Genomic DNA, 20,619 nt, shown 5'->3' with positions numbered 1-20,619 from the left:
TCCGGCTGGGTCTGGATATGACCCAACCGTTAGCGCATCCCGCCCCGGGGGGGAAGCGCGCCTAGTCGGAGACCGCGCCCACCCGGACGTGATTGCCCGCAGTATAGGCCTCCTCGGCGCTGAGCGGCGTGGTCGTGGTGAGCACGACATTGGCGATCACGGTGATGGCGACACAGGCCACGACGGCGGCGATGAAGCTTTTCACGCGCGGTACTCCTTGATCTTCTCGGGCTTTTCGGCGGCGACCTTCTGAAGCCACAGGTTGTGATGCTCGCGGGCCCATTCCTCGTCCACGTCGCCCTTGCCCATGGCGTCGAAAGCACCCTCCATCCCGACGGTGCCGAGGTAGATGTGGAAGAAGATGATCGCGGTCAGGATGATCGACATGGTCGCGTGCCAGATCTGCGAGAGCGCCATCTCGGCCTGCGGCGACAGATCGCCGGGCAGTGCGGGCAGGTTCAGCGCTTGCAGGATGCCGGTGTCGTTGATGAAACCGAAGGTCTTGCCGAAGAGGTTCAGCTCGAACGGGAACAGGAGCGACAGACCCGAAAGCGAGATCGTGGTGCCGAAGACGATGACCGCCCAGAAGATCAGCTTCTGGCCTGCGTTGAACTTCTTGGCGGGCGGGTGGCCGCCGCCGAACATGCCGCCCGCGCGCTTGAGCCAGGTCAGGTCGGTGCGGTCGGGCAGGTTGTTGCGGACCCAGAAGACGAAGATCAGCACCAGAGAAATCATGAAGGCCCAGCTGATGTTGTCATGGGTCCATTTCGCGGCCCCGGCGACCGGCGCGAAGGCCTGCTTGCCGAAGAGCGGGATGAAGAACAGCCGGCCGAAGAGCGACAGCAAGCCGGTCACGGCAAGGATGATGAAGCTTGTCGCCAGAAGCCAGTGACCGAAGCGTTCGAAGGCTTCGAACCGGACGATCCGGCGCCCGGTCGGCGGGTGATCGAGCCGCATGCGCCCGCGGAACAGGTAGAACGCGATCAGCAGGGCCAGCGAGCCAAGCAGGGCGATACCCGCGAAGATCCGCAAGGGACCGCTGCGCCAGTTCAGCCAGGTCATGCCGCCGTCCTGGATCACGGTCGTGGCGGCAGGCCCGTTGTTCACGGTGGTGATGTCGGCGCTATCGTAGCGCAAGGCACGCCACATCTGCGCGTCAGAGAAATTGCCCTGCGGTCCCATCGCACCCGTGGCAAGGTCATCGTCCTGGAACGCGGTATCCGCTCGGCGGTCGCTGTCGTCGACGGGCAGGCCCTTCTGTCGGCGCAGGATGTCGGTCAGCGTCGGGGCCCCGCCGGTGCTGGCGCGGGTGGACTCCTGGTCCGGCGTCAGCGCCGGGGCGCGCTCGGTCTCCGGCACGGCGGGCACGCTGCCCATGGGGGCTGCGGTAACGTCCGGATCGACGTATTGGGCAGCGGCGGGCCCGGTCAGGGCAAGCGCCAGCAAGGCGGCGGCGATCGGTCTCAGCATGGTCTTCCCCCCTGACGGCGCGGGGCCTGCAGCCCCGCCACCGGCTCAGCCTTCTCTTTGTTCGTAGGCCGTACCCCAGCCCCAGGCGCCAGACCCGAACCCGCGGGCCACGACACGCTCGCGGTAGATCTCGGAGACGACGTTGCCGTCGCCCGCCAGCAGCGCCTTGGTCGAGCACATCTCGGCGCAGATCGGCAGCTTGCCTTCCGCGATCCGGTTGCGGCCGTATTTCGAGAACTCGGCCTGGCTGCCGTTCTCCTCGGGGCCGCCGGCGCAGAAGGTGCATTTGTCCATCTTGCCGCGGCTGCCGAAGTTCCCGGCCTGCGGGTACTGCGGCGCGCCGAAGGGGCAGGCATAGAAGCAGTAGCCGCAGCCGATGCACAGGTCCTTGGAGTGCAGCACCACGCCGTCGTCGGTCTGGTAGAAGCAATCCACCGGGCAGACGGCCATGCAGGGCGCATCAGAGCAATGCATGCAGGCGACCGAGATCGACCGCTCCCCGGGTTCGCCGTCACCGATGGTGATGACCTTGCGCCGGTTGATGCCCCAGGGCACCTCGTGCTCGTTCTTGCAGGCGGTGACGCAGGCGTTGCACTCGATGCAGCGTTCGGCGTCGCAAAGGAATTTAGCGCGTCCCATAGTCTTGTCTCCTTACGCTACGCTGATTCGGCAAAGGGTGGCCTTGGTTTCCTGCATCTGCGTGACGCTGTCGTATCCATAGGTCTGTGCGGTGTTGGTCGATTCACCCAGCACGATCGGGTCCGCCCCCTCGGGGTAGCGCGATCGCAGATCCTCGCCTTCGAGGACCCCGCCGAAGTGGAAGGGCATGAAGGCCACCCCCGGTCCGACCCGTTCGGTCACCATGGCGGAGACGCGCACGCGCCCCTGCTCGGGCCCTTCGACCCAGACCTGCTGGCCGTCCTGGATACCCAGATTGTTGGCATCGCGCGGGTTCACCTCGACGAACATCTCCTGCTGCAATTCGGCCAGCCACTTGTTCGACCGGGTCTCGTCGCCGCCGCCCTCGTATTCCACGAGACGCCCCGAGGTGAGCACGATCGGGAAGCCTTCGGAGTAATCCTCCTGCTGGATCGAGCTGTACATCGTGGGCACGCGCCAGAACTTCTTGTCGTCGTAGGTCGGGAACTCGGCGACGAGGTCGCGGCGCGGCGTGTAGAGCGGTTCGCGGTGGATCGGCACCGGGTCGGGAAAGGTCCAGACCACGGCGCGGGCCTTGGCGTTGCCGAAGGGGGCGCAGCCGTGCGCGATGGCCACGCGCTGGATACCGCCCGACAGGTCGGTCTTCCAGTTCACCGACCCCGTCCGTCCTTGGAAGTCCGAGGGGATCTCTCCGGTGAAGGTGGTCTCCCCGACCTCGCCATCGGTGCGCTCGCGGAAGCCCGCGACCCATTCGATGACCTTCATCTCGTCCTCGGTCAGGTCGCTGTCCCAGCCCAGTTCGCGCAGCATCTGCATGGTGAACTCGGGGTAGCCGTCCTCGATGTCCGAACCCGGGGTGAAGACACCGTCGGCCAGCAGGCTTTCGCCGTCGCGCTCCACGCCGAAGCGGGCACGGAAGGTCAGTCCGCCTTCGGCCACCGGCATCGAGACATCGTAGAGGTTCGCGGTGCCGGGGTGGTTCATCTCGGGCGTGCCCCAGGCGGGCCAGGGCATGCCGTAGAAGTCACCGTCCGCCGGGCCGCCGTTGGCGCGCAGGGTCTTGCGGTCGAAGGTGGCCTGGTTGGCCATGTGCATCTTCAGCCGCTCCGGGCTTTGCGCGGTGTAGCCGACGGTCCACATGCCGCGATTGAACTCGCGGGTGATGTCCTCGATGTTGGGCTCGTCGCCTTCGACGGCGATGTTGCGGAACAGCCGGTCGGAGAAACCGAACTTGTCCGCGAAGAGCTTCATGATGACGTGGTCGGGCAGGCTTTCGAAGATCGGCTCGACCACCTGGTCGCGCCATTGCAGCGACCGGTTCGACGCGGTGACGGAACCGCGGGTTTCGAACTGGGTCGTCGCGGGCAGCAGCCAGACGCCGTCCTGGCGGTTCTGCATCACCGCCGTGACGGTGGGATGCGGGTCGACGACGACCAGCATGTCGAGCTGCTCCATCGCCGTCACCATTTCCTTCTGGCGGGTCTGGCTGTTGGGCGCGTGACCCCAGAGCACCATGGCCCGGGTGTTGGCGGGCTGGTCGATGTTCTCGGGCGCTTCGAGCACGCCGTCGATCCAGCGGCTGACCGGGATGCCGGTCAGGTTCATCATCGAGGTGTCGTCGAAGGTCGCCTCGCTGAAGCGGGACTTAAGCCAGTCCAGATCCTCGCCCCAGACGCGGGCCCAGTGGGCCCATGCGCCCTCGGCCAGGCCGTAGTAGCCGGGCAGGGTGTCGGCCAGCACACCGAGGTCGGTCGCCCCCTGCACGTTGTCATGGCCGCGGAAGATGTTGGTGCCGCCACCGGCGACGCCCATGTTGCCCAGGGCCAGCTGCAGGATGCAGTACGCACGGGTGTTGTTGTTGCCGTTGGTGTGCTGGGTGCCGCCCATGCACCAGATCACGGTGCCGGGACGGTTCTCGGCCAGGGTGCGGGCGATGCGCGCGACCTGGGCGCCGGGGGCGCCGGTGACGCGCTCGACTTCCTCGGGCGTCCAGTTGGCGACTTCAGTGCGGATCTCGTCCATGCCCCAGACGCGGGTGCGGATGAACTCCTCGTCCTCCCAGCCGTTCTCGAAGATGTGCCACAGGATGCCCCAGACCAGCGCCACGTCGGTTCCGGGACGGAACCGCAGGTATTCGTCGGCGTGCGCCGCGGTGCGGGTGAAGCGCGGATCGCAGACGATCAGCGGGGCGTTGTTCTGCTCCTTGGCCTTGAGCACGTGCAGAAGCGAGACGGGGTGGGCCTCGGCCGGGTTGCCGCCGATGATGAAGATCGCGCGGGAATTCGCGATGTCGTTGTAGCTGTTGGTCATGGCGCCGTAGCCCCAGGTGTTCGCGACACCCGCCACGGTGGTGGAGTGGCAGATCCGCGCCTGGTGGTCGACGTTGTTGGTGCCCCAGTAAGCCGCGAACTTGCGGAAGAGGTAGGCCTGTTCGTTGTTGTGCTTGGCGGACCCCAGCCAGTAGACCGAATCCGGGCCGGATTCCTCGCGGATCCGCATCATGCCGTCGCCGATCTCGTTGATGGCGTCGGCCCAGCTCATCCGCTGCCATTCGCCGCCGACCTTCTTCATCGGATACTTCAGACGCCGGTCGCCGTGGCTGCTTTCGCGCACGGCAGCACCCTTGGCGCAGTGGGCGCCCATGTTGAAGGGGCTGTCGAAGCCGGGCTCCTGGCCGATCCAGACACCGTTCTGGACCTCTGCCATGACGGTGCAGCCGACCGAGCAGTGGGTGCAGACCGTCTTGACCGTCTGAATGTCGTCGTTGGCCACCGTCTGGGCCTTGGCCTGCGTCACGGCCCCGCCGGTCGCGGCGATGGCGGAAAGCCCGCCGATGGCCAGGCCCGAGCCGCGCAGGAACCCGCGCCGGTCAAGCGTGCCGCCCTGCCGCGGGGTCTGGATGCCGGGACGGCGGGTCTGTGTCTTTTTGCGAAGCATGATGTCCTCCCTCGCCCCACTGCCGGGGCCGTCCGTGAATTCGTTAAAAGCGCGCGCTGTCGAGGTAGGCGCGGGTATGTTCGGTATCCTGCATCGTGGTCGAGGACGGATCCACCGGCTGGGCCTCCGCCTGGTCCGGCACGCCCATCGCCACGCTGGCGAGCGCCGCCGGTGCAGCCGTGCCCGCGAGTTTCAGAAAGTCCCTGCGGCCCCTGGCCTTTTTGTCGGTGCTGTCGGTCATATCGCGTCCTCCCGTGCTGGGCTCAGGCGGCGAGCCTGAAAGCCTCTCGTTCGATGTCCATGAAGGCCGCCCCGACGGCGCCGACATGGGTGTAGAGTTTCGCCGTCTTGGCCTTCGACAGGTCGTCGAAGAAATGTCCCATCCAGGGCCCGAGATGCTTGGCGAAGAAATCCTTCTGCGCCGCGAGCGGCACCGCCTCTCCGAAGCGTCCGACGATCATGCCACCCATCATCTCCAAAAGCGAGGCCGCATTGTCCTCCGGTTCGAAGGTATTCGGGGTGCGGGCGATTCGAAGCCGCGCCATATCGCCGCGGAGCCGCGCGAGGGGCTTTTCGTTGAGAAAACCAGTCAGGTAATAACTGGCGTAGGGCAGCAGTTCACCGCGCCCCAGACCCACGAAGAGCGCGTTGTATTCGCGCGCCACGTCCCGCGGCTTCGTGCCCCGCGCGGCCTTCGCCAGATCGTCGATCGCGCGTCCCAACGCGGTGTCGTCGCCGGACAGCTGGGCCGTCTGGTCCAGCAGCATCTGGTCCGGTGGCGCGGCCAGCAGGACGCCCAGGTAATTGTAGAGATCGGCGCGCAGCCGGTCTTCGGGGGCCAGGGCGCTCATGTCGAAGCACTTTCACTGCGGAACCGCATGCGACGGGGGGCGGGGGGAACCTCCCCCTCGTCCTCGGGTTCGGGGGGGGCGGCGTAGGCGATCGGCTCTGTCGGGAGGGCTTCGATCGGCTCCGGCGCACAGTCCGCCTCGACCTCTTCCGGCGTGTCCGCCTCGACCCGATCGCGCGTGATGTAGTCCAGGTGGCGTTTGAGGCCCTTGCCCACCTCGTAGGTGGTCTTGAGCGGCCCCTGTCCCTTCGACATCGCGAGGTAGTCGTCGTCGTAGTCGTTCAGCCCGTCGAGGCAGGCCAGCACCGGGTTCGACCGCCAAAGCTGCCGCAGGGCGCGGTTTCGCAGATGGCTGGGCACGGCTTTCGCCATGAAGGCCGTGAAATCGTCGCCCGCGGTCATCGTGTCGGGGTCCGGCAGATCGGGCAGGGGGACCGCTTCGACCTGCGCGTCGGTCGCGGCCGCGGCAAGCTCTTCTTCCGCATGCGCATCGGCGGCACGGGCGTCCGCCTCGCGCTCGGCGCGCAGGCCGGCCCGCCGGCGGGCGAAGAAGGAGGCGGCCTCGCTCATGTCGCGTCCTCGTGCCGGGTGGGTGCGCGAAAGACGTCGCTGGCCTTCGCGATCCGGGCATCGCCCAGCCCGCTGGATCCGTCGTCGCGATGCTTGTCGCGACGGCGTTTGACGAAAGGTGTCTCCACGTGGTGGCGGGCGACGAAGCTTTCGACCCAGGTCTGCACGGCTTGCGGCATGACGACCCGCTCGACGATATCCTCGCCGTTGTCGGCGTAATCCTGCGCCTCGTAGGGGGAGGCGGTCACGGCGATCACCTTGGGGGCCGCGGCGGTGTCCGTGCCCGTGCGGCGCATGATGACGTAAAGCGACGGTGTCCGCGTCTGCAACTCGTGGACATAGGCTTCGGTGTCCGAGACGTGCAACGCGACCTGGCAGGTGGCGGCGTGGATATAGGTGACGCCATCGACCTCGCGCAGGACGGCGTCGGTCGCGGGGGCGGCCCCCGGCAGCACGTCGGATGCCGTCCAGACCCACGCGGCCCAACGCGTCACCCCCGGCGCGCGGCGCAGGACGACACCCATCGGGGTGGTCTCCTGGTCGGGCGTCACGTGGCGCATGGTGGGCGTGGCTGACATCGGATCCTGCAACTTTGAATGATTCTATCATTGTCAGGCTTGTGGGGGGGCAGGCAAGGGAAAAGCTTCGCATGATGAACGACTTGTGACAGGGGGCTGCGCTGCACCGCAGCATCACGACGGGGCGATCGGTGTCCCGATCGCGGTTGTGAAGACCCGCCATTCGTTGCTATTCACAGCCGACTTGCCGGGGAGGCCCCAATGCCCAATCACGTCCTGATCTGCGACTGCCTCGGCAGCCAGCGCGTCGACGGCGACAGCCTGTCGGAGGTGACGGGCCTGTCCTGTTCGGCGTGTCACACGAGCCTGTGCGACCGGGAAATCGGCGCGGTCGAGGCGGCCCTGGCGCAGGGCGACATTCTGGTCGCGTGTCAGCAGGAGGCCGCGCGTTTCTCGGAACTGGCCGAGGACCTGGGCGCCGATCAGCCGGGCTTCGTCGATCTGCGCGACCGGGCGGGCTGGACGGAGGACGCCGCCGCCTTCGCGAAACAGGCCGCACTGCTGGCCGAGGGCGCCCGCGCGCAGCCGCAGGCCCGCGCGATGGAAATCACGAGTGCCGGCACCTGCCTGGTCCTCGGGGCGGGCGAGGTCGCGGTGCAGGCAGCGCAGGACCTCGCCCCGATACTGGGCGTGACGCTTCTGATGCCGGAGGGGTGGGAGGTCGACCGGCCGCCCCGCGGTTTCGACGTGGTCACTGGCCGGTTGACCCATGCGACGGGATCCCTGGGCAGCTTCGAGACGCGGTTCGACGCCTTGCGGCAGGTGATCCCCGGTGGACGCGGCGCGCCCGACATGACGTCGCCGCAAAACGGTGCGCTGTCGTCCTGCGACATCATCCTGGACCTGCGCGGGGCCGGGCCGCTCTTTGCCGCCGACGCCAAGCGCGACGGCTACCTGCGCGCCGATCCCGGCAGCGTTCGGGCCGTGGCCGAAGCGGTCCTTGCCGCCTCGCACCTCGTCGGCAGCTTCGAGAAACCGCTCTACGTCCGTCTCGACACCACGCTCTGCGCCCATTCGCGGGCCGAGCAGGTGGCCTGCACCAACTGCCTGGACCTGTGTCCCACCGGGGCGATCACCCCGAACGGAGAGCATGTCGCCGTCGACCCGGCGATCTGCGCGGGCTGCGGGGCCTGTTCGGCGGTCTGCCCGTCGGGGGCGATCAGCTTCGATGCGCCACCGCCCGAGGACACCTTCGCCCGCCTCAACCTGCTGGCCGCCACCTACCGCAAGGCCGGCGGCACGGCCCCGCGCCTGCTGGTCCATGACGCCGACCACGGGGCGGAGATGATCCGTCTTTCCGCGCGCTTCGGGCGGGGCCTGCCCGCCGATACGATCCCGCTGGAGGTCGCGGCCCTGGCCGCCTTCGGTCATGCCGAGGCGCTCGCGGCGCTCGGCGCGGGGTTTTCGGACGTGGACATCCTGCTGTCGCCCAGGACCGAACGCGAGGCGCCCATCGCCCAGACCGCGCTTGCCAATGCGCTGGCGGGACGCGAGGCGGTGCGCCTTCTGGACCTGAACGATCCGGATGCACTGTCGGACGCGCTCTACGATGCCACGCGCGGTCCGGTCGTGGCGACGCCCGCCTTGCAGATGGGTCGCAGGCGGCAGGTCGCGCGGCTCGCCGCCAAGACGTTGAACCCCGGCGCGGAGGTCATCGACCTGCCGACCGGCGCGCCCTACGGGGCGGTGCTGGTGGACACGGACGCCTGCACGCTGTGCCTGTCCTGCGTCTCGCTCTGCCCGTCGGGCGCGCTCGGCGACAATCCCGACCTGCCGCAGCTGCGCTTCCAGGAGGACGCCTGCCTGCAATGCGGGTTGTGCGCGAACATCTGCCCCGAGGACGCGATCACGCTGAAGCCTCGCATGGATCTGACGGATGCGGCGCTCACACAGAAGGTCGTCAACGAGGAAGAACCCTTCGCCTGCATTTCCTGCGGGACGCTCTTCGGCACGAAGTCCACGATCGAGGCGATCACCCGGAAACTCGAGGGGCATTCGATGTTTCCGAACCCCGATGCCTTGCGGATGATCCAGATGTGCGACACCTGCCGCGTGGGGGCGCAGTACCACAGCCAGAACAACCCCTTCGCGGGGGGCGAACGGCCGAAGCCGCGCACCAGCGAAGACTATTTCTCGAACCGGAAGGATCACTGATTATGACCGACGACAGCTTCAACATGTCGATGCGCAAGTTCCTCAAGCAGGTGGGCGTGACCAGCCAGCAGGCCATCGAGGAGGCGATGCGCGGACAGGACACCGCCGGCAAGACGTTCCAGGCCAAGGTCGTGCTGACCATCGACGGGCTGGACCTCGAACACGTCGTCACCGGCAAGATCGAAGGACAGCAATGACCGCGACCCGCGACGACGTCCTTGCCGCGCTGGCCGGGATCACCGACCCCGCGACCGGCGGCCCCCTGACCGAAAGCGGGGCGGTGAAGGCGCTGACGCTCGACGCAGGCGCCGTCCGTTTCGTGCTGGAGATCGCGCCGTCCCGCGCCAGGGACTACGAGGCGGTGAAGGCCGAGGCCGAAGCCAGGCTGGACGCCCTCGACGGGGTGAGCCGGGTCAGCGTCGTCATGACTGCCCATTCGACGCCCGAGGCGCCGCCCGACCTCAAGCCCGGCAAGCCGGCGGGTCCGAAAGGGCCGCAGAAGGTGCCGGGCGTGGACCGGATCGTGGCGATCGCCTCCGGAAAGGGGGGCGTGGGCAAGTCGACGCTGACCGCGAACCTCGCCTGTGCGCTGGCCGCAGAGGGGCGTCGCGTCGGGCTTATGGACGCCGATGTCTACGGGCCGAGCCAGCCGCGGATGCTGGGCGTCTCGGGTCGACCCGCAAGCCCCGACGGCCAGACCATCCTGCCGCTCAGGAACTACGGCGTGACGATGATGTCGATCGGCCTGATGACCAACGAGGATCAAGCCGTGGTCTGGCGCGGTCCAATGCTGATGGGCGCGCTCCAGCAGATGCTGAACCAGGTCCAATGGGGCGCGCTCGACGTGCTGCTGGTGGACCTGCCGCCGGGCACCGGGGACGTGCAGATGACGCTGGCCCAGAAGGCGCAGGTCGACGGGGCCATCGTCGTGTCGACCCCGCAGGACATCGCCCTTCTGGACGCGCGCAAGGGGATCGACATGTTCAAGCAGTTGAACGTCCCGATCCTCGGCATGGTCGAGAACATGTCGACGCATATCTGTTCGAACTGCGGGCACGAGGAACACGTCTTCGGCCATGGCGGCGTTGCGGCGGAATCGGCCAAGCTGGGCGTGCCACTGCTGGCGGAGGTGCCGCTGCACATGGCGATCCGCACCGCCTCTGACGGGGGGGCGCCGATCGTGGTGTCCGACCCCGAAAGCGCGCAGGCGCAGGCCTTCCGCGACATCGCGCGCGGCATGATCGACAGGGGCGAGGCCTGATGGACCTGCCGCCACTGTTTCGCGACCGGTCCAGCACCGACCCGGTCGGCGAAGCTGCGGCGGCGGGCCGCGCCGGGGAGGCGCCTGGCCTCGTCCTGCACGATCTGGCTCAGACCCGGATGCGCGCGGCGATCCTCTTCGCGCCGGAGATCCCGCCGGAAGACGCCGCCGTCATGCTGCCGCTCTGCGCGGTGGGGTTTCAGAACGCGCTGGGCGTGCTGGCCCCGCCGGAGGTCGCGGTGCACCTCGGCTGGGATGGTGCGATCCGGCTCAACGGCGGGACCTGCGGAGCGCTGAGCCTCTACGCCGGGGTCGACTGGCTGGTGATCGGTCTTGCGCTCGACTTGTGGCCGTCCGAGGGCGACGGCGGCCATACGCCCGACCGCACGGCGCTCTACGCCGAAGGGTGCGGCGATGTCACGCCGCCCGAGCTTCTGTCGGCCTGGGTGCGCCACACGCTGTCCTGGCTCGACACTTGGGAACACGACGGTGCGGCCCCCTTGCTGCGCGACTGGAGCGGGCTGTCGGACGAGATCGGGCAGACCGTTACCGTGGCCGGACACACCGGCACCGCGCTGGGTCTGGACGACACCTTCGCGCTGGTGCTGAAATCGGGCGAGGACACCACGCTGGTCCCGCTCACCGCCCTGAGAAAGGACGTCCCATGAAACTGGCCCGTGCGATCCACTTCGACGAAAGCGATACGCGGATCTTCCACAATCCCGCCCGCACCGGGGAATGGTGCATCCCCGGCGGGTTCGAGTTCTCGAACTGGGGGGAGGGCGATCTGACGGGCAAGGCGCGTCAGGCGTTCTCCAACGGTTGGCTGGGGCTTGAGACCTGGGGGCGCGTCACATTCGTTGCCGTGACCGCGATCGAGGAGGCGGAGCTTGCGCGCCTCGCGGACATGCTCGCCGCCCATTTCGTCACGATCTACGGGGCGCCGGACGCCGCCGCCGCGCGTCCCGTCGCGGTGGAGGAACTCGCGCAGATGACCGACCTGTGCGAGGATCACGCGCCCAACACCTTGCTGGCCGTGGCGCGCGAACTGACCGAAGGCGGCGTCCGGGAGACCTACCGCGCCATCGAGGCGCAGGAGGCCGGGTTGGAGCAATTCGCCCTGCACGTCACCGAGGATTGATCACTCGATGGGGGCCGGTGCCGGGGGCGTCGGGCTGGCCGCTTCGGGGTCATCGGCGTTGAAGACGAACAGGGCCTCACCCGCGATCGTGTAGTTGTCGATCAGCTCTTGCGCGGCGGGGGAGGTCAGCCAGTCCTGCAATTCCATCGCAAGGTCGGCCTGCACGTTCGGGTGCCGTTCGGGGTTCACGGGAATATAGGTGTACTGGTTGTAGAGCGCAGGATCGCCTTCGAACAGCACCGCGAGATCGCCCTTGTTGCCGAAATTCAGCCAGCTTGCGCGATCGGCCAGGATATAGGCATTCAAGCCCGCCGCGGTATTCAGCGCAGAGCCCATGCCGGCGCCCACGGCGTTGTACCACGGCCCGAAGGTTTCGGGGTCCAGCAGGGCCTCGCTCCACAAGGCCAGTTCCGCCTTGTGGGTGCCGCTGTCGTCGCCGCGGCTCACGAAGGGGGCCTCGGTCATCTCGACGGCGGTCACGGCCGCGACGGCGGAGCTGAGGTCCGCAAGTCCTGCGGGATCCTCTGACGGGCCCACGATCACGAAGTCGTTGTACATGATGGGCTGGCGCGCCGTGCCGAAGCCGGCGGAGACGAATTCCTCCTCGGCGGCCTGCGCGTGCACGAGGATCGCGTCGACGTCGCCCGCCTCGCCGAGGCGGATGGCCTGGCCGGTGCCGACCACGAGAAGCTGGACCTCGATGCCGGTGTCTTCCGCGATGGCGGGCAGAAGAACATCGGCCAGGCCGGAGTTCTCGAACGAGGTGGTCACGGCCATGCGCATTTCCTGTGCCTGGACGGGCAGGGCGGCGAGAAGGAAGGTTCCGGCGAGCAGGGGGCGGGGGGTCATGTGACGATGTCTCCGTTCAGGAAAGCGGACAGGGCCGCCGATGTTGGTCTGTCGAAAACGTCCCCGGCGGGGCCGTGTTCCTCGATTTGGCCCGCCCGCATGAAAATCGCGCGGTCGGACAGGCGGCGGGCCTGCCCAAGGTCGTGGGTCGCCATGAGGATCGTGACGCCGGCGTCGCGCGCTTTGCGCAGAAGGTCCTCGATCGCCTGCGTAGCAGCCCCGTCGAGACTGGCACAAGGTTCGTCCAGGAACAGCATCTGGGGTTGGCGGATCAGCGCTCGGGCCAAGGCCAGCTTCTGCCGTTCCCCGCCCGAGAGACGCGGTGCCTGCGTGTCGAGCCGGTCCGACAGGCCGATGCGCCCGGCCCAGTCGCGGGCCGCCGCCAGGCGTGTCGCGCGCGGCACGCCCGCCAGTTTCAGCGGATAGACGAGGTTGGCCGCGACCGAGCGGCGCAGCATGATCGGCGTCTGGAAGACGAAGGCCTGGGCGGCCTCGGGCGGGGCGGCCCAGTCGATGCGCCCTGCGGACAGCCGCTCGACCCCGTGCAGGGCGCGCAAAAGCGTGGTCTTGCCCGATCCGTTGGGACCCATCACCGTCGTCAAACCGCCCGGTTCCAGCGTCAGATCCACCGGCCCAAGCAGGCGCTTGCCGCGGCGCCGCACCTCGAGGCCGCGGGCGTGCAGGGGCAGAATGCGGCTCACCACCGGCCCTCGCGTTCGGTGCGGCTGAGGGCATGGATCGCGAAGTTCACCGCGATCGCAAGCCCGATCAGCACGAAGCCCAGCCCCAGCGCCAGCGCGAAGTTGCCCTTGCCGGTCTCGAGCGCGATGGCCGTGGTCAGCACCCGGGTCGCGTTGTCGATGTTGCCGCCCACGATCATGATGGCGCCGACCTCACCGATCGCGCGACCGAAGCCCGCGAGCGCCGCCGTGAGAAGCGTTCGCCTCCCGTCCCACATCAAGGTGGCGATGCGCTGCGCCTTCGAGGTGTTCAGCGAGATCAGCAGGTCGTGGTAGTCCGACCACAGATCGCGCATCGCCTGATGCGTGACGGAGGCGATGAGCGGCGTGATGATGATGACCTGTGCTGCAATCATCGCCGTCGGCGTGAATAGCAGCCCCAGCACGCCCAAGGGGCCCGAACGCGACAGCAGCACGTAGACCACCAGTCCCACGACGACCGGCGGCAGCCCCATCAGCGCGTTGAGTAGCGCGATCGCCGTGCGGCGGAAGCGGAACCGCTGGATGGCAAGCAAGGTGCCCAGCGGGATCGCGATGAGGCTGGCGAAGACGAGCGCCGACAAGGTCACGCGCAAGGACAGCAGGCTGATCGCGACCAGTTCCGGGTCGAGCGTCATGACCAGCCGTGCCGCCTCGAGCAGGCCCAGGGTGATGTCGTTCATCGGTTCGAACGCCGCGGATCGCGCCGGTCCGGGATATCCGGCACGGGATCAGGGAAAAGCTCGGCACTTGAGACACGTCGCGGCCCGTTGCGGCGCGTCGGGCCCCACGGTATCAGGCGCGCGGGATATCGAACCCCGGTTCCGCTATTTCCAGGGTCTCGTAAAGAAAGCCGGGCGCGCAGATGCAGCTGCACAAGGTCCAGTCGCCCGTCGTCCGGGCCGATTGCCAGTGGAAGGGTTCGACCTCCACCTGTGGCAGTTGCGGCGTCCCCAGTTCCGAGCCCAGCAAGACATCCCGCGCCGGACCCGCTTCGGTGGGCGAGATCGAAATCTCCAAGGGCGCGCCCGCGTGGAACATCCAGATTTCCGAGCAGTCGATCCTGTGCCAACGGCTGCGATCGTTCCCGGCAAGAAGGTAATAGATCCCCGTGGCGGCCGGACGATGACCGGTCTGAGCCGCGACCATCCAGGTTTCGCGGAACCAGCCGCCCTCGGGATGCGGGGCGAGGTCCAGGTAGCTGATGAGTTGCGCCGTGCCCATGTGCGCGATGCGCCCAAGCGAATTCGTCATGCGGTAGCTTCCTCATCGCTTTACCGTCGGCGCCGATACACCCCTTGCGAACCTTTCGAACCGTGCAATCCGGCGTCCGGTGCAGAATTTCATGCGGCACCGGTCGAGTAAACAAAAATGTTAACAGCGTAAACGTTACCATGGGCGCAGAGGGCACGATCCGCGGCGCAAGACCGCGTGGTCCGGACCGCAAGACGCCCCGGACCACATCGCATCACCCGCGCAGGATGCCGCGGCCCGCGTAGAGCGCGGTATCGCCCAGCATCTCCTCGATCCGGATCAGCTGGTTGTATTTCGCCAACCGGTCCGAACGCGACAGGGATCCGGTCTTGATCTGGCCGCAGTTCGTCGCCACCGCCAGATCCGCGATGGTCGCGTCCTCGGTCTCGCCGGAGCGGTGGGACATCACGTTGGTGAAACCCGCGCGGTGGGCCATCTCGACGGCCTGCAAGGTCTCGGTCAGGGTGCCGATCTGATTGACCTTGACCAGCATGGAATTGGCGCTGCCCTTCTTGATGCCCTCGGCCAGCCGCGCGGGGTTGGTGACGAACAGATCGTCGCCCACCAGCTGCACGCGGTTGCCCAGGCGGTCGGTCAGCATCTTCCAGCCGTCCCAGTCGTCCTCGGCCATGCCGTCCTCGATGCTGATGATCGGATAGTCCGACACCAGCTGTTCGAGGTAATCGACGTTCTGCTCGGACGTCAGCGACTTGCCTTCGCCCTTCATCTCGTAGGAGCCGTCCTTGAAGTACTCGGTCGAGGCGCAGTCGAGCGCGAGGTAGATGTCCTCGCCCGGCTTGAAGCCCGCCGTCTCGACCGAGCGCAGGATGAAGTCCAGCGCCTCGCGCGTGCTCGACAGGCCGGGCGCGAAACCGCCCTCGTCGCCGATGCCGGTGTTGTGGCCGGCCTTGGAGAGTTCCTTCTTGAGCGTGTGGAACACCTCGGCGCCCATGCGGACGGCTTCGCGGATGTTGTCCGCGGCCACCGGCATAATCATGAATTCCTGGATGTCGATCGGGTTGTCGGCGTGCTCTCCACCGTTGATGATGTTCATCATCGGCACCGGCAAGGTCCGCGCGGAGGTGCCGCCGATGTAGCGAAAGAGCGGCTGGGAGGTCACGTCGGCGGCCGCCTTCGCCACGGCGAGCGACACGCCGAGGATCGCGTTGGCGCCCAGGCGGCCCTTGTTGTCGGTGCCGTCGAGTTCGATCATCGTCATGTCGATGCCGACCTGGTCGGTGGCGTCGAAGTCAAGCAGTTCCCCGGCAATCTCTCCGTTCACGGCCTCGACCGCTTCCAGCACGCCCTTGCCCATGTAGCGGCCGGTGTCGCCGTCGCGCCGTTCGTGCGCTTCGTGCACGCCCGTCGAGGCGCCCGACGGCACTGCGGCCCGGCCCATGGTGCCGTCCTCCAGCGTGACGTCGACCTCGACCGTGGGGTTGCCGCGGCTGTCGAGGATCTCTCGGGCGTGGATGTCGATGATCGCGCTCATGGGGCTGGCTCCTGAAGCAAGGGGGTTGGATCGCGTTTAGCAAGCGACCCTAGGGAAGGGAAGCGCGGCGACGGGATTCGCGCAGGAAGGAATAGAGGCCCGAGGCCACGACGATGGCGGAGCCCGCCAGCACGAAGACATCGGGCCGTTCGCCGAAGACGAAGACACCGACGATCAGCGCGAAGACCAGTCGGCTGTAGCGGAAGGGCGACACGAAGGAGACCTCTCCGACCCGGGTTGCCGCAACGATCGTGTAATAGGCCAGGACGCCGGTCAGAACGCAGAGCCCCGCCAGCACCAGCGCCCCTCCGTGGGGCACGTCGAAGGTCTGGTCGGTGAACGCGACGACGGCGGCGCCCGTCGGCACGATCACCAGAAAGGCATAGGTCGACAACTGCAGGCTCGTGACCGACGGCGGTACGCCGCGCGTGGCAAGGTCGCGTCCGGCCAGGAACACCGCGCCCTGCAGGGCAAAGAGCGAGGCCGGCTCGAAGGCGTCAAGCCCCGGGCGCAGGATCAGAAGCACCCCCAAAAAGCCGACCGCCACCGCGACCCAGCGCCGCCAGCCGACCGTCTCGCCCAGAAACAGGGCCGCGCCGGCGGTCACGAACAGCGGGATCGCCTGAAGGATCGCACTGGCAGAGGAAATCGGCGTCAGGGCGATGGCGGTTACGAAGCCCACCGTGCCCAGGACCTCGCACCCGTTGCGCAAGAGCACCATCGGATGAAGCAGATCCCGCGACCACAGCCGGTCCCCGCGGGCGAGGCCGAGCGCGCCGAAAACCACGCCGCCGCCCAGGCCCAGCACCACCAGGATCGCCCCCACAGAAAGTGAGCCCGCCAGCAGCTTGATGAACATGTCCTCGATGGCGAACCCCAGCATCGCCAGGACCATCAGCAGGCCGCCCTTGAGATTGTCCATGCCGGTCCCCGCTGGTTCACCTCCGCAGCGATACGCAGCGCCGTCCCGAAGCGCCACCCCACCTCTTCTTCTGGCTCCAAATATCCCGGGGGAGCCCGGCACGGGCGGGGGCAGAGCCCCCTCCATCATCACAACCCTCGCAGACGCTCGGATCGCTCGAACGCCCCGTCCGGATGACGCGAAATCCCGGCCCGACCTCTTGCGCTGTCCCGGGCGCCCGCAGCGCCCTGCGGCAGGGGCGCGCCCGGACCTGTCCTGCGCGTCCGCAGCCGAAGGTCCCGATCAGTCCCTCTTGACCGGCACCCCGTAAAGTTCCAGCCGGTGGCCCTTGAGCCGGTAGCCCAGTCGGGCGGCGATGCGTTCCTGCAGGGCCTCGATCTCCGGGTCGACGAACTCGATGACGCGGCCGGTGGTCATGTCGATCAGGTGGTCGTGGTGCGCGCCGTCGGCGGGTTCGTAGCGTGCCCGCCCGTAGCCGAAGTCGTGCTTTTCGAGGATTCCCTTCTCCTCGAAGAGCTTCACCGTCCGGTAAACCGTCGCCAGCGAGATCCGGGCATCCTGCGCCATGGCGCGGCGGTGCAATTCCTCCACGTCGGGGTGATCGGTGGCGCGGTCCAGCACGCCCGCGATGACCCGGCGCGGGGCGGTCATGCGCAGGCCCGCCTCGGCCACACGGCGTTCGATCCAGCCCACCACGTCAGAACCACCGCAGCAGGCGCATCACGACGTAGGACGCCACGGCGACCACGCCCATCCCGACACACAGGATCGCGAAGGCATGGGGGCTGTCGATCCCCGGCATTCCGCCCACGTTCACGCCGAACAGGCCCGTCAGGAAACTGATCGGCAGGAAGATCGCGGCCACCACCGACAGACGGTAGCTGTTGCGCTCCAGGCGGGCGTCGTGGATGGCGTCGAGGTGATCGGCCATCGCCTCCAGCCGCTCGTGGACCTCCAGCAGTTCCTCCAGCGCCCAGCGCGCGCGGCTGGCGGTGTCGCGCATCCGGGCGCGCAGATCGGGCTTGATCAGCGGCGTGTCCGACTTGGCCAGTTGCATTAGGGCCTCGGACAGGGGGGCCACGTGTCGGCGCAACTTGATGACCTCGCGCCGCAGCGGGGCCAGGTCGCTGCCGGGGGCGCGGTCCTCGTCGTAGACGGCGTCCTCCATGTCGTCGGCGAGATCCTCGCGCTCGAAGGCGATCTGCTCGAGCCGTTTGACCAGGCCTTCGGTGATCCGCGCGAGCATGTGGCCCGGGCTGTGGGGGGCGTCGTCCGCACCGACCTGCGCGCGCAATTCCTCGACCGCGAAGACGCGCTGGCGGCGCACGGTGACGATCAGCGCCTCCGCGATCCAGATCCGCAGCGACACCATGTCCGCGGTCTCTTCCCCGTCGTTGAGGTTCACGCCACGCAGCGTCACCGAAAGACCGCCTTCGCCCATGTCCATGCGCGGGCGGGTCTTGTCCGCAAGCAGCGTGCGCCGGGCGAGGGGGGGCAGGTTCCGCGTCGTCCACCCTGCAAGCCCCGGGTCGGCCAGATCCAGGTGCAACCAGCGATAGGCCGCGCCGTCCGCCGGTGCGGTGCGCAGGTCGGTCGCCGGCTGCGCGGTGCCGTCGGCGTGGATGTCGAAGGCACACAGCGGCGAGAGGGTATGATCGTCAGAGGACAAGGCGTCCCTCCATCGTCTGGACGGCCGTGCCGGTGATCGTCACGCCCGCGGCGCCGGCCCGCGCCTTTATCCGCGAGGGACGGCCCATGTCCTCTCCCTGGTGGATCACGACGGACTGGTCGGCCCCGTCGAGCTCGCGCAGAAGGGCCGCGAGGGCGGCGCTCGCGCTACCGGTGGCGGGATCCTCGGGGATGTTGTCGAGCGGTGCGAACATGCGCGCGTGAACGGTGTCGCCGTCGCGCACGTAGGCAAAGCAGGCGAAATCCATCGCCGCGGGGTAGCGATCGCGCCCCTCGCGCATCGCGGCGACATCCGCGCAGGCACGCGACAGGGCCGCTCGGTCGGTCAGCCGGACGAAGGTGAAGGGCAATCCGACGTCGGCCTGCACCGGGGGATGACCCAGTTGATCGAGGTCCCCTTCCGCAAGCCCCAGCGCGCGGGCGACCAGTGCCGGGTCCGGTTCCGCATGGCGGGTCAGGGGGGTGGCCACGGTGAAGGAGGCGGTCCGGCCTTCGACCGTGCAGGGGATGGGTCCCGACCCGGTCTCTAGGATCATGTCCGTGGGGAAGCCCATCGCCGCGAGCGCCACGGCGGTACCGATGAGCGGATGCCCGGCGAAGGGCACCTCGGCCAATGGCGTGAAGATCCGCAGCTTCGCCGTATGGCGCAGATCGTCGGGTGGATAGACGAAGACCGCCTCGGAGAAATTGAACTCGGCGGTGATCTTCTGCAAAAGCTCCGGCTTCACGCCTTCGCCGTCGGGGATCACCGCAAGCTGGTTGCCCCCGAAGGGCGTGTCTGTGAAGACGTCGTAGACGACATAGACGGTCATTCCGGCAACTCCGGTTGGGGCGAGACGGCTTCGGCCAGGCGTCCCACGGTCAGGCCCTGCACGACGATCGAGAAGATCACCACCATGTAGGTGGCCGTCAGGATGAGCGGTTTCCATTCGCTGTCCGGCAGCGAAAGCGCAAGGGCCACCGAGATTCCGCCCTTCAGACCGCCCCAGGTCATGATCCGCACCACGCCGCCCGAATAGTTTCGGAAAGGCCGCAGAAGCGTGACCGGCACCGACACGGCGGCGAACCGTGCTGCAAGCGCCAGCAGGATGGCGGCGGCCCCGTAGGCCACGAAAGGCGCCTCGAAGGCGATCGCGAAGACCTCGACCCCGATCATCAGGAAGAGCACCGCGTTCAGGATCTCGTCCACCAGCTTCCAGAAGGCCTCGACGTAGCGGCGCGTCTGCTCCGACATGCCGTGGCGGGTGCCGATATCGCCGATCAGGAGCCCGGCGCAGACCGCCATGATCGGCGCGGAGAAATGCAGGGCGACCGCCAGTTCGTAGCCGCCGAAGGCCAGGCCCAGCGTCAGCAGAACCTCCAGGCTGTAGTCGTCGATCCGGCGCATCAGCCGGAACGTCAGATACCCCAGAACGAGGCCCAGCACCGCCCCGCCCAGCGCTTCCTGCACGAAAAGCGTGACCGCCCCGCCCAGGCCGTCGCCGTGACCCTCCGCCCCGAAGGCCAGGTCCACGAGGACGAGGAAGACCACGTAGCCCACCCCGTCGTTGAACAGGCTTTCGCCCGCGATCTTCGTCTCCAGCGCCTTGGCGAGGTTGGTCTGACGCAGCACGCCCATGACGGCCACCGGATCGGTGGGCGAGATCAACGCCCCGAAGACCAGCGCCACCAGAAGCGGCATGCCCGTGAGCCAGCTGAACCCGTAGCCCACGATCAGCGTCGACAGGGCGATCCCCATGGTCGCCATCAGCGCGACCGTGGGCCAGACCCGCGCCAGGTCCGAGGTCTTCACGTGCAGCGCCCCGGCAAAGAGCAACAGGCCCAGCATTCCCTCCAGCAGCGCATCGGAGAATTCCAGCTGCGTGACCTGCGAGCGCACCACGTCCGCAATGCCAAGGCCCGGCACCACCGCGTCCAGTCCCATCAGCAATAGCGAGGCGATCAGCGAGACGACGAGGATCCCGATGGCCGAGGGCAGTCGCAGGAAAAGGTAGTTCACGGCACCGAAGAGCCCCGCGAGGACGATCAGAAGCGAGGTGATCTGCAACAGGGTCATCGGCAAGGGTCCGGCGC

23 protein-coding genes are annotated in these 20,619 nt (G+C 67.9%); 5 read left to right on the top strand and 18 right to left on the bottom strand.

The annotated features are described in order from the left end of the window. Positions 1-61 precede the first annotated feature (61 nt). From EU805_RS17405 to EU805_RS07115, 8 genes are read right to left on the bottom strand one after another with little or no spacing between them, the layout of a single operon-like run. Positions 62-205 (bottom strand): hypothetical protein, encoded by a 144-nt coding sequence (locus EU805_RS17405; RefSeq protein ID WP_165351902.1) that lies wholly within the window; start codon positions 203-205, stop codon positions 62-64. After that, positions 202-1,470 (bottom strand): formate dehydrogenase subunit gamma, encoded by a 1,269-nt coding sequence (locus tag EU805_RS07145; RefSeq protein WP_129763256.1) that lies wholly within the window; start codon positions 1,468-1,470, stop codon positions 202-204. The genes EU805_RS17405 and EU805_RS07145 overlap by 4 nt, the downstream gene beginning before the upstream one ends. A 45-nt stretch (positions 1,471-1,515) precedes the next feature. Continuing rightward, positions 1,516-2,109 carry a formate dehydrogenase FDH3 subunit beta gene (gene fdh3B / locus EU805_RS07140; RefSeq protein WP_129763255.1) on the bottom strand — a complete coding sequence of 198 codons (594 nt, stop codon included), beginning with the start codon at positions 2,107-2,109 and terminating at the stop codon, positions 1,516-1,518. A 12-nt stretch (positions 2,110-2,121) separates the two neighbouring features. Further along, positions 2,122-5,067, bottom strand: coding sequence for a formate dehydrogenase subunit alpha (locus tag EU805_RS07135; RefSeq protein ID WP_129763254.1), 2,946 nt, complete (start codon positions 5,065-5,067; stop codon positions 2,122-2,124). Between the two features lie 43 nt (positions 5,068-5,110). Continuing rightward, positions 5,111-5,308 carry a twin-arginine translocation signal domain-containing protein gene (locus EU805_RS07130; RefSeq protein ID WP_129763253.1) on the bottom strand — a complete coding sequence of 66 codons (198 nt, stop codon included), beginning with the start codon at positions 5,306-5,308 and terminating at the stop codon, positions 5,111-5,113. Between the two features lie 22 nt (positions 5,309-5,330). Beyond that, complete coding sequence (locus EU805_RS07125) at positions 5,331-5,918, bottom strand: molecular chaperone (RefSeq protein WP_129763252.1); 588 nt, start codon at positions 5,916-5,918, stop codon at positions 5,331-5,333. Further along, positions 5,915-6,487: a DUF3306 domain-containing protein gene (locus EU805_RS07120; RefSeq protein WP_129763251.1), complete on the bottom strand. Its 573-nt coding sequence runs from the start codon at positions 6,485-6,487 to the stop codon at positions 5,915-5,917. Before EU805_RS07120 ends, EU805_RS07125 begins: the two co-directional genes overlap by 4 nt. Beyond that, positions 6,484-7,065, bottom strand: a complete 582-nt coding sequence (locus EU805_RS07115; protein WP_242494080.1) for a DUF3305 domain-containing protein — start codon at positions 7,063-7,065, stop codon at positions 6,484-6,486. Before EU805_RS07115 ends, EU805_RS07120 begins: the two co-directional genes overlap by 4 nt. A gap of 201 nt (positions 7,066-7,266) precedes the next feature. Here EU805_RS07115 and EU805_RS07110 point away from each other — a divergent pair, with 201 nt between their 5' ends. The 5 genes from EU805_RS07110 to EU805_RS07090 are packed head-to-tail and all read left to right on the top strand — an operon-like array spanning position 7,267 to position 11,621. After that, positions 7,267-9,219, top strand: coding sequence for a 4Fe-4S binding protein (locus EU805_RS07110; protein ID WP_129763250.1), 1,953 nt, complete (start codon positions 7,267-7,269; stop codon positions 9,217-9,219). A gap of 2 nt (positions 9,220-9,221) precedes the next feature. Beyond that, positions 9,222-9,416 (top strand): DUF6494 family protein, encoded by a 195-nt coding sequence (locus tag EU805_RS07105; RefSeq protein WP_129763249.1) that lies wholly within the window; start codon positions 9,222-9,224, stop codon positions 9,414-9,416. Next, the gene (locus tag EU805_RS07100) at positions 9,413-10,480 is read left to right on the top strand and encodes an Mrp/NBP35 family ATP-binding protein (RefSeq protein ID WP_129763248.1); all 1,068 of its coding nucleotides are present in this window, start codon (positions 9,413-9,415) and stop codon (positions 10,478-10,480) included. Before EU805_RS07105 ends, EU805_RS07100 begins: the two co-directional genes overlap by 4 nt. After that, positions 10,480-11,148, top strand: a complete 669-nt coding sequence (locus EU805_RS07095; protein WP_129763247.1) for a biotin/lipoate--protein ligase family protein — start codon at positions 10,480-10,482, stop codon at positions 11,146-11,148. The genes EU805_RS07100 and EU805_RS07095 overlap by 1 nt, the downstream gene beginning before the upstream one ends. Continuing rightward, positions 11,145-11,621 (top strand): DUF6505 family protein, encoded by a 477-nt coding sequence (locus tag EU805_RS07090; RefSeq protein ID WP_129763246.1) that lies wholly within the window; start codon positions 11,145-11,147, stop codon positions 11,619-11,621. The genes EU805_RS07095 and EU805_RS07090 overlap by 4 nt, the downstream gene beginning before the upstream one ends. Here EU805_RS07090 and EU805_RS07085 read toward each other — a convergent pair whose 3' ends face one another. The 10 genes from EU805_RS07085 to EU805_RS07040 form a co-directional block, all read right to left on the bottom strand. Further along, positions 11,622-12,470 (bottom strand): substrate-binding domain-containing protein, encoded by an 849-nt coding sequence (locus EU805_RS07085; RefSeq protein ID WP_129763245.1) that lies wholly within the window; start codon positions 12,468-12,470, stop codon positions 11,622-11,624. Then, a complete protein-coding gene (locus EU805_RS07080) occupies positions 12,467-13,174 on the bottom strand; it encodes an ATP-binding cassette domain-containing protein (protein ID WP_129763244.1) in 708 nt (235 codons plus the stop codon). The genes EU805_RS07085 and EU805_RS07080 overlap by 4 nt, the downstream gene beginning before the upstream one ends. Next, complete coding sequence (locus tag EU805_RS07075) at positions 13,168-13,872, bottom strand: ABC transporter permease (protein WP_129763243.1); 705 nt, start codon at positions 13,870-13,872, stop codon at positions 13,168-13,170. Before EU805_RS07075 ends, EU805_RS07080 begins: the two co-directional genes overlap by 7 nt. Before the next feature lie 112 nt (positions 13,873-13,984). Beyond that, positions 13,985-14,413 carry a cupin domain-containing protein gene (locus EU805_RS07070; protein ID WP_129763391.1) on the bottom strand — a complete coding sequence of 143 codons (429 nt, stop codon included), beginning with the start codon at positions 14,411-14,413 and terminating at the stop codon, positions 13,985-13,987. 244 nt (positions 14,414-14,657) lie between these two features. Then, a complete protein-coding gene (gene eno / locus EU805_RS07065) occupies positions 14,658-15,935 on the bottom strand; it encodes a phosphopyruvate hydratase (RefSeq protein WP_129763242.1) in 1,278 nt (425 codons plus the stop codon). A 49-nt stretch (positions 15,936-15,984) separates the two neighbouring features. Further along, positions 15,985-16,857, bottom strand: coding sequence for a DMT family transporter (locus EU805_RS07060; protein ID WP_129763241.1), 873 nt, complete (start codon positions 16,855-16,857; stop codon positions 15,985-15,987). 282 nt (positions 16,858-17,139) lie between these two features. Beyond that, a complete protein-coding gene (locus tag EU805_RS07055; RefSeq protein WP_255465869.1) occupies positions 17,140-17,553 on the bottom strand; it encodes a Fur family transcriptional regulator in 414 nt (137 codons plus the stop codon). A 1-nt stretch (position 17,554) separates the two neighbouring features. Next, positions 17,555-18,526, bottom strand: coding sequence for a CorA family divalent cation transporter (locus EU805_RS07050; protein ID WP_129763240.1), 972 nt, complete (start codon positions 18,524-18,526; stop codon positions 17,555-17,557). Further along, positions 18,516-19,358, bottom strand: a complete 843-nt coding sequence (locus EU805_RS07045; protein WP_129763239.1) for a PhzF family phenazine biosynthesis protein — start codon at positions 19,356-19,358, stop codon at positions 18,516-18,518. The genes EU805_RS07050 and EU805_RS07045 overlap by 11 nt, the downstream gene beginning before the upstream one ends. Next, on the bottom strand, positions 19,355-20,602 hold the full coding sequence (locus tag EU805_RS07040) for a sodium:proton antiporter (protein ID WP_129763238.1): 1,248 nt from the start codon (positions 20,600-20,602) through the stop codon (positions 19,355-19,357). The genes EU805_RS07045 and EU805_RS07040 overlap by 4 nt, the downstream gene beginning before the upstream one ends. Between the last annotated feature and the right edge of the window lie 17 nt (positions 20,603-20,619).

Origin of the sequence: Salipiger sp. IMCC34102 (assembly GCF_004145405.1) — a bacterium.
GTDB lineage: Bacteria > Pseudomonadota > Alphaproteobacteria > Rhodobacterales > Rhodobacteraceae > Loktanella.
The sequence above is the reverse complement of the archived record's forward strand: the minus strand, read 5'-3'. Positions and strand labels throughout refer to the sequence as shown.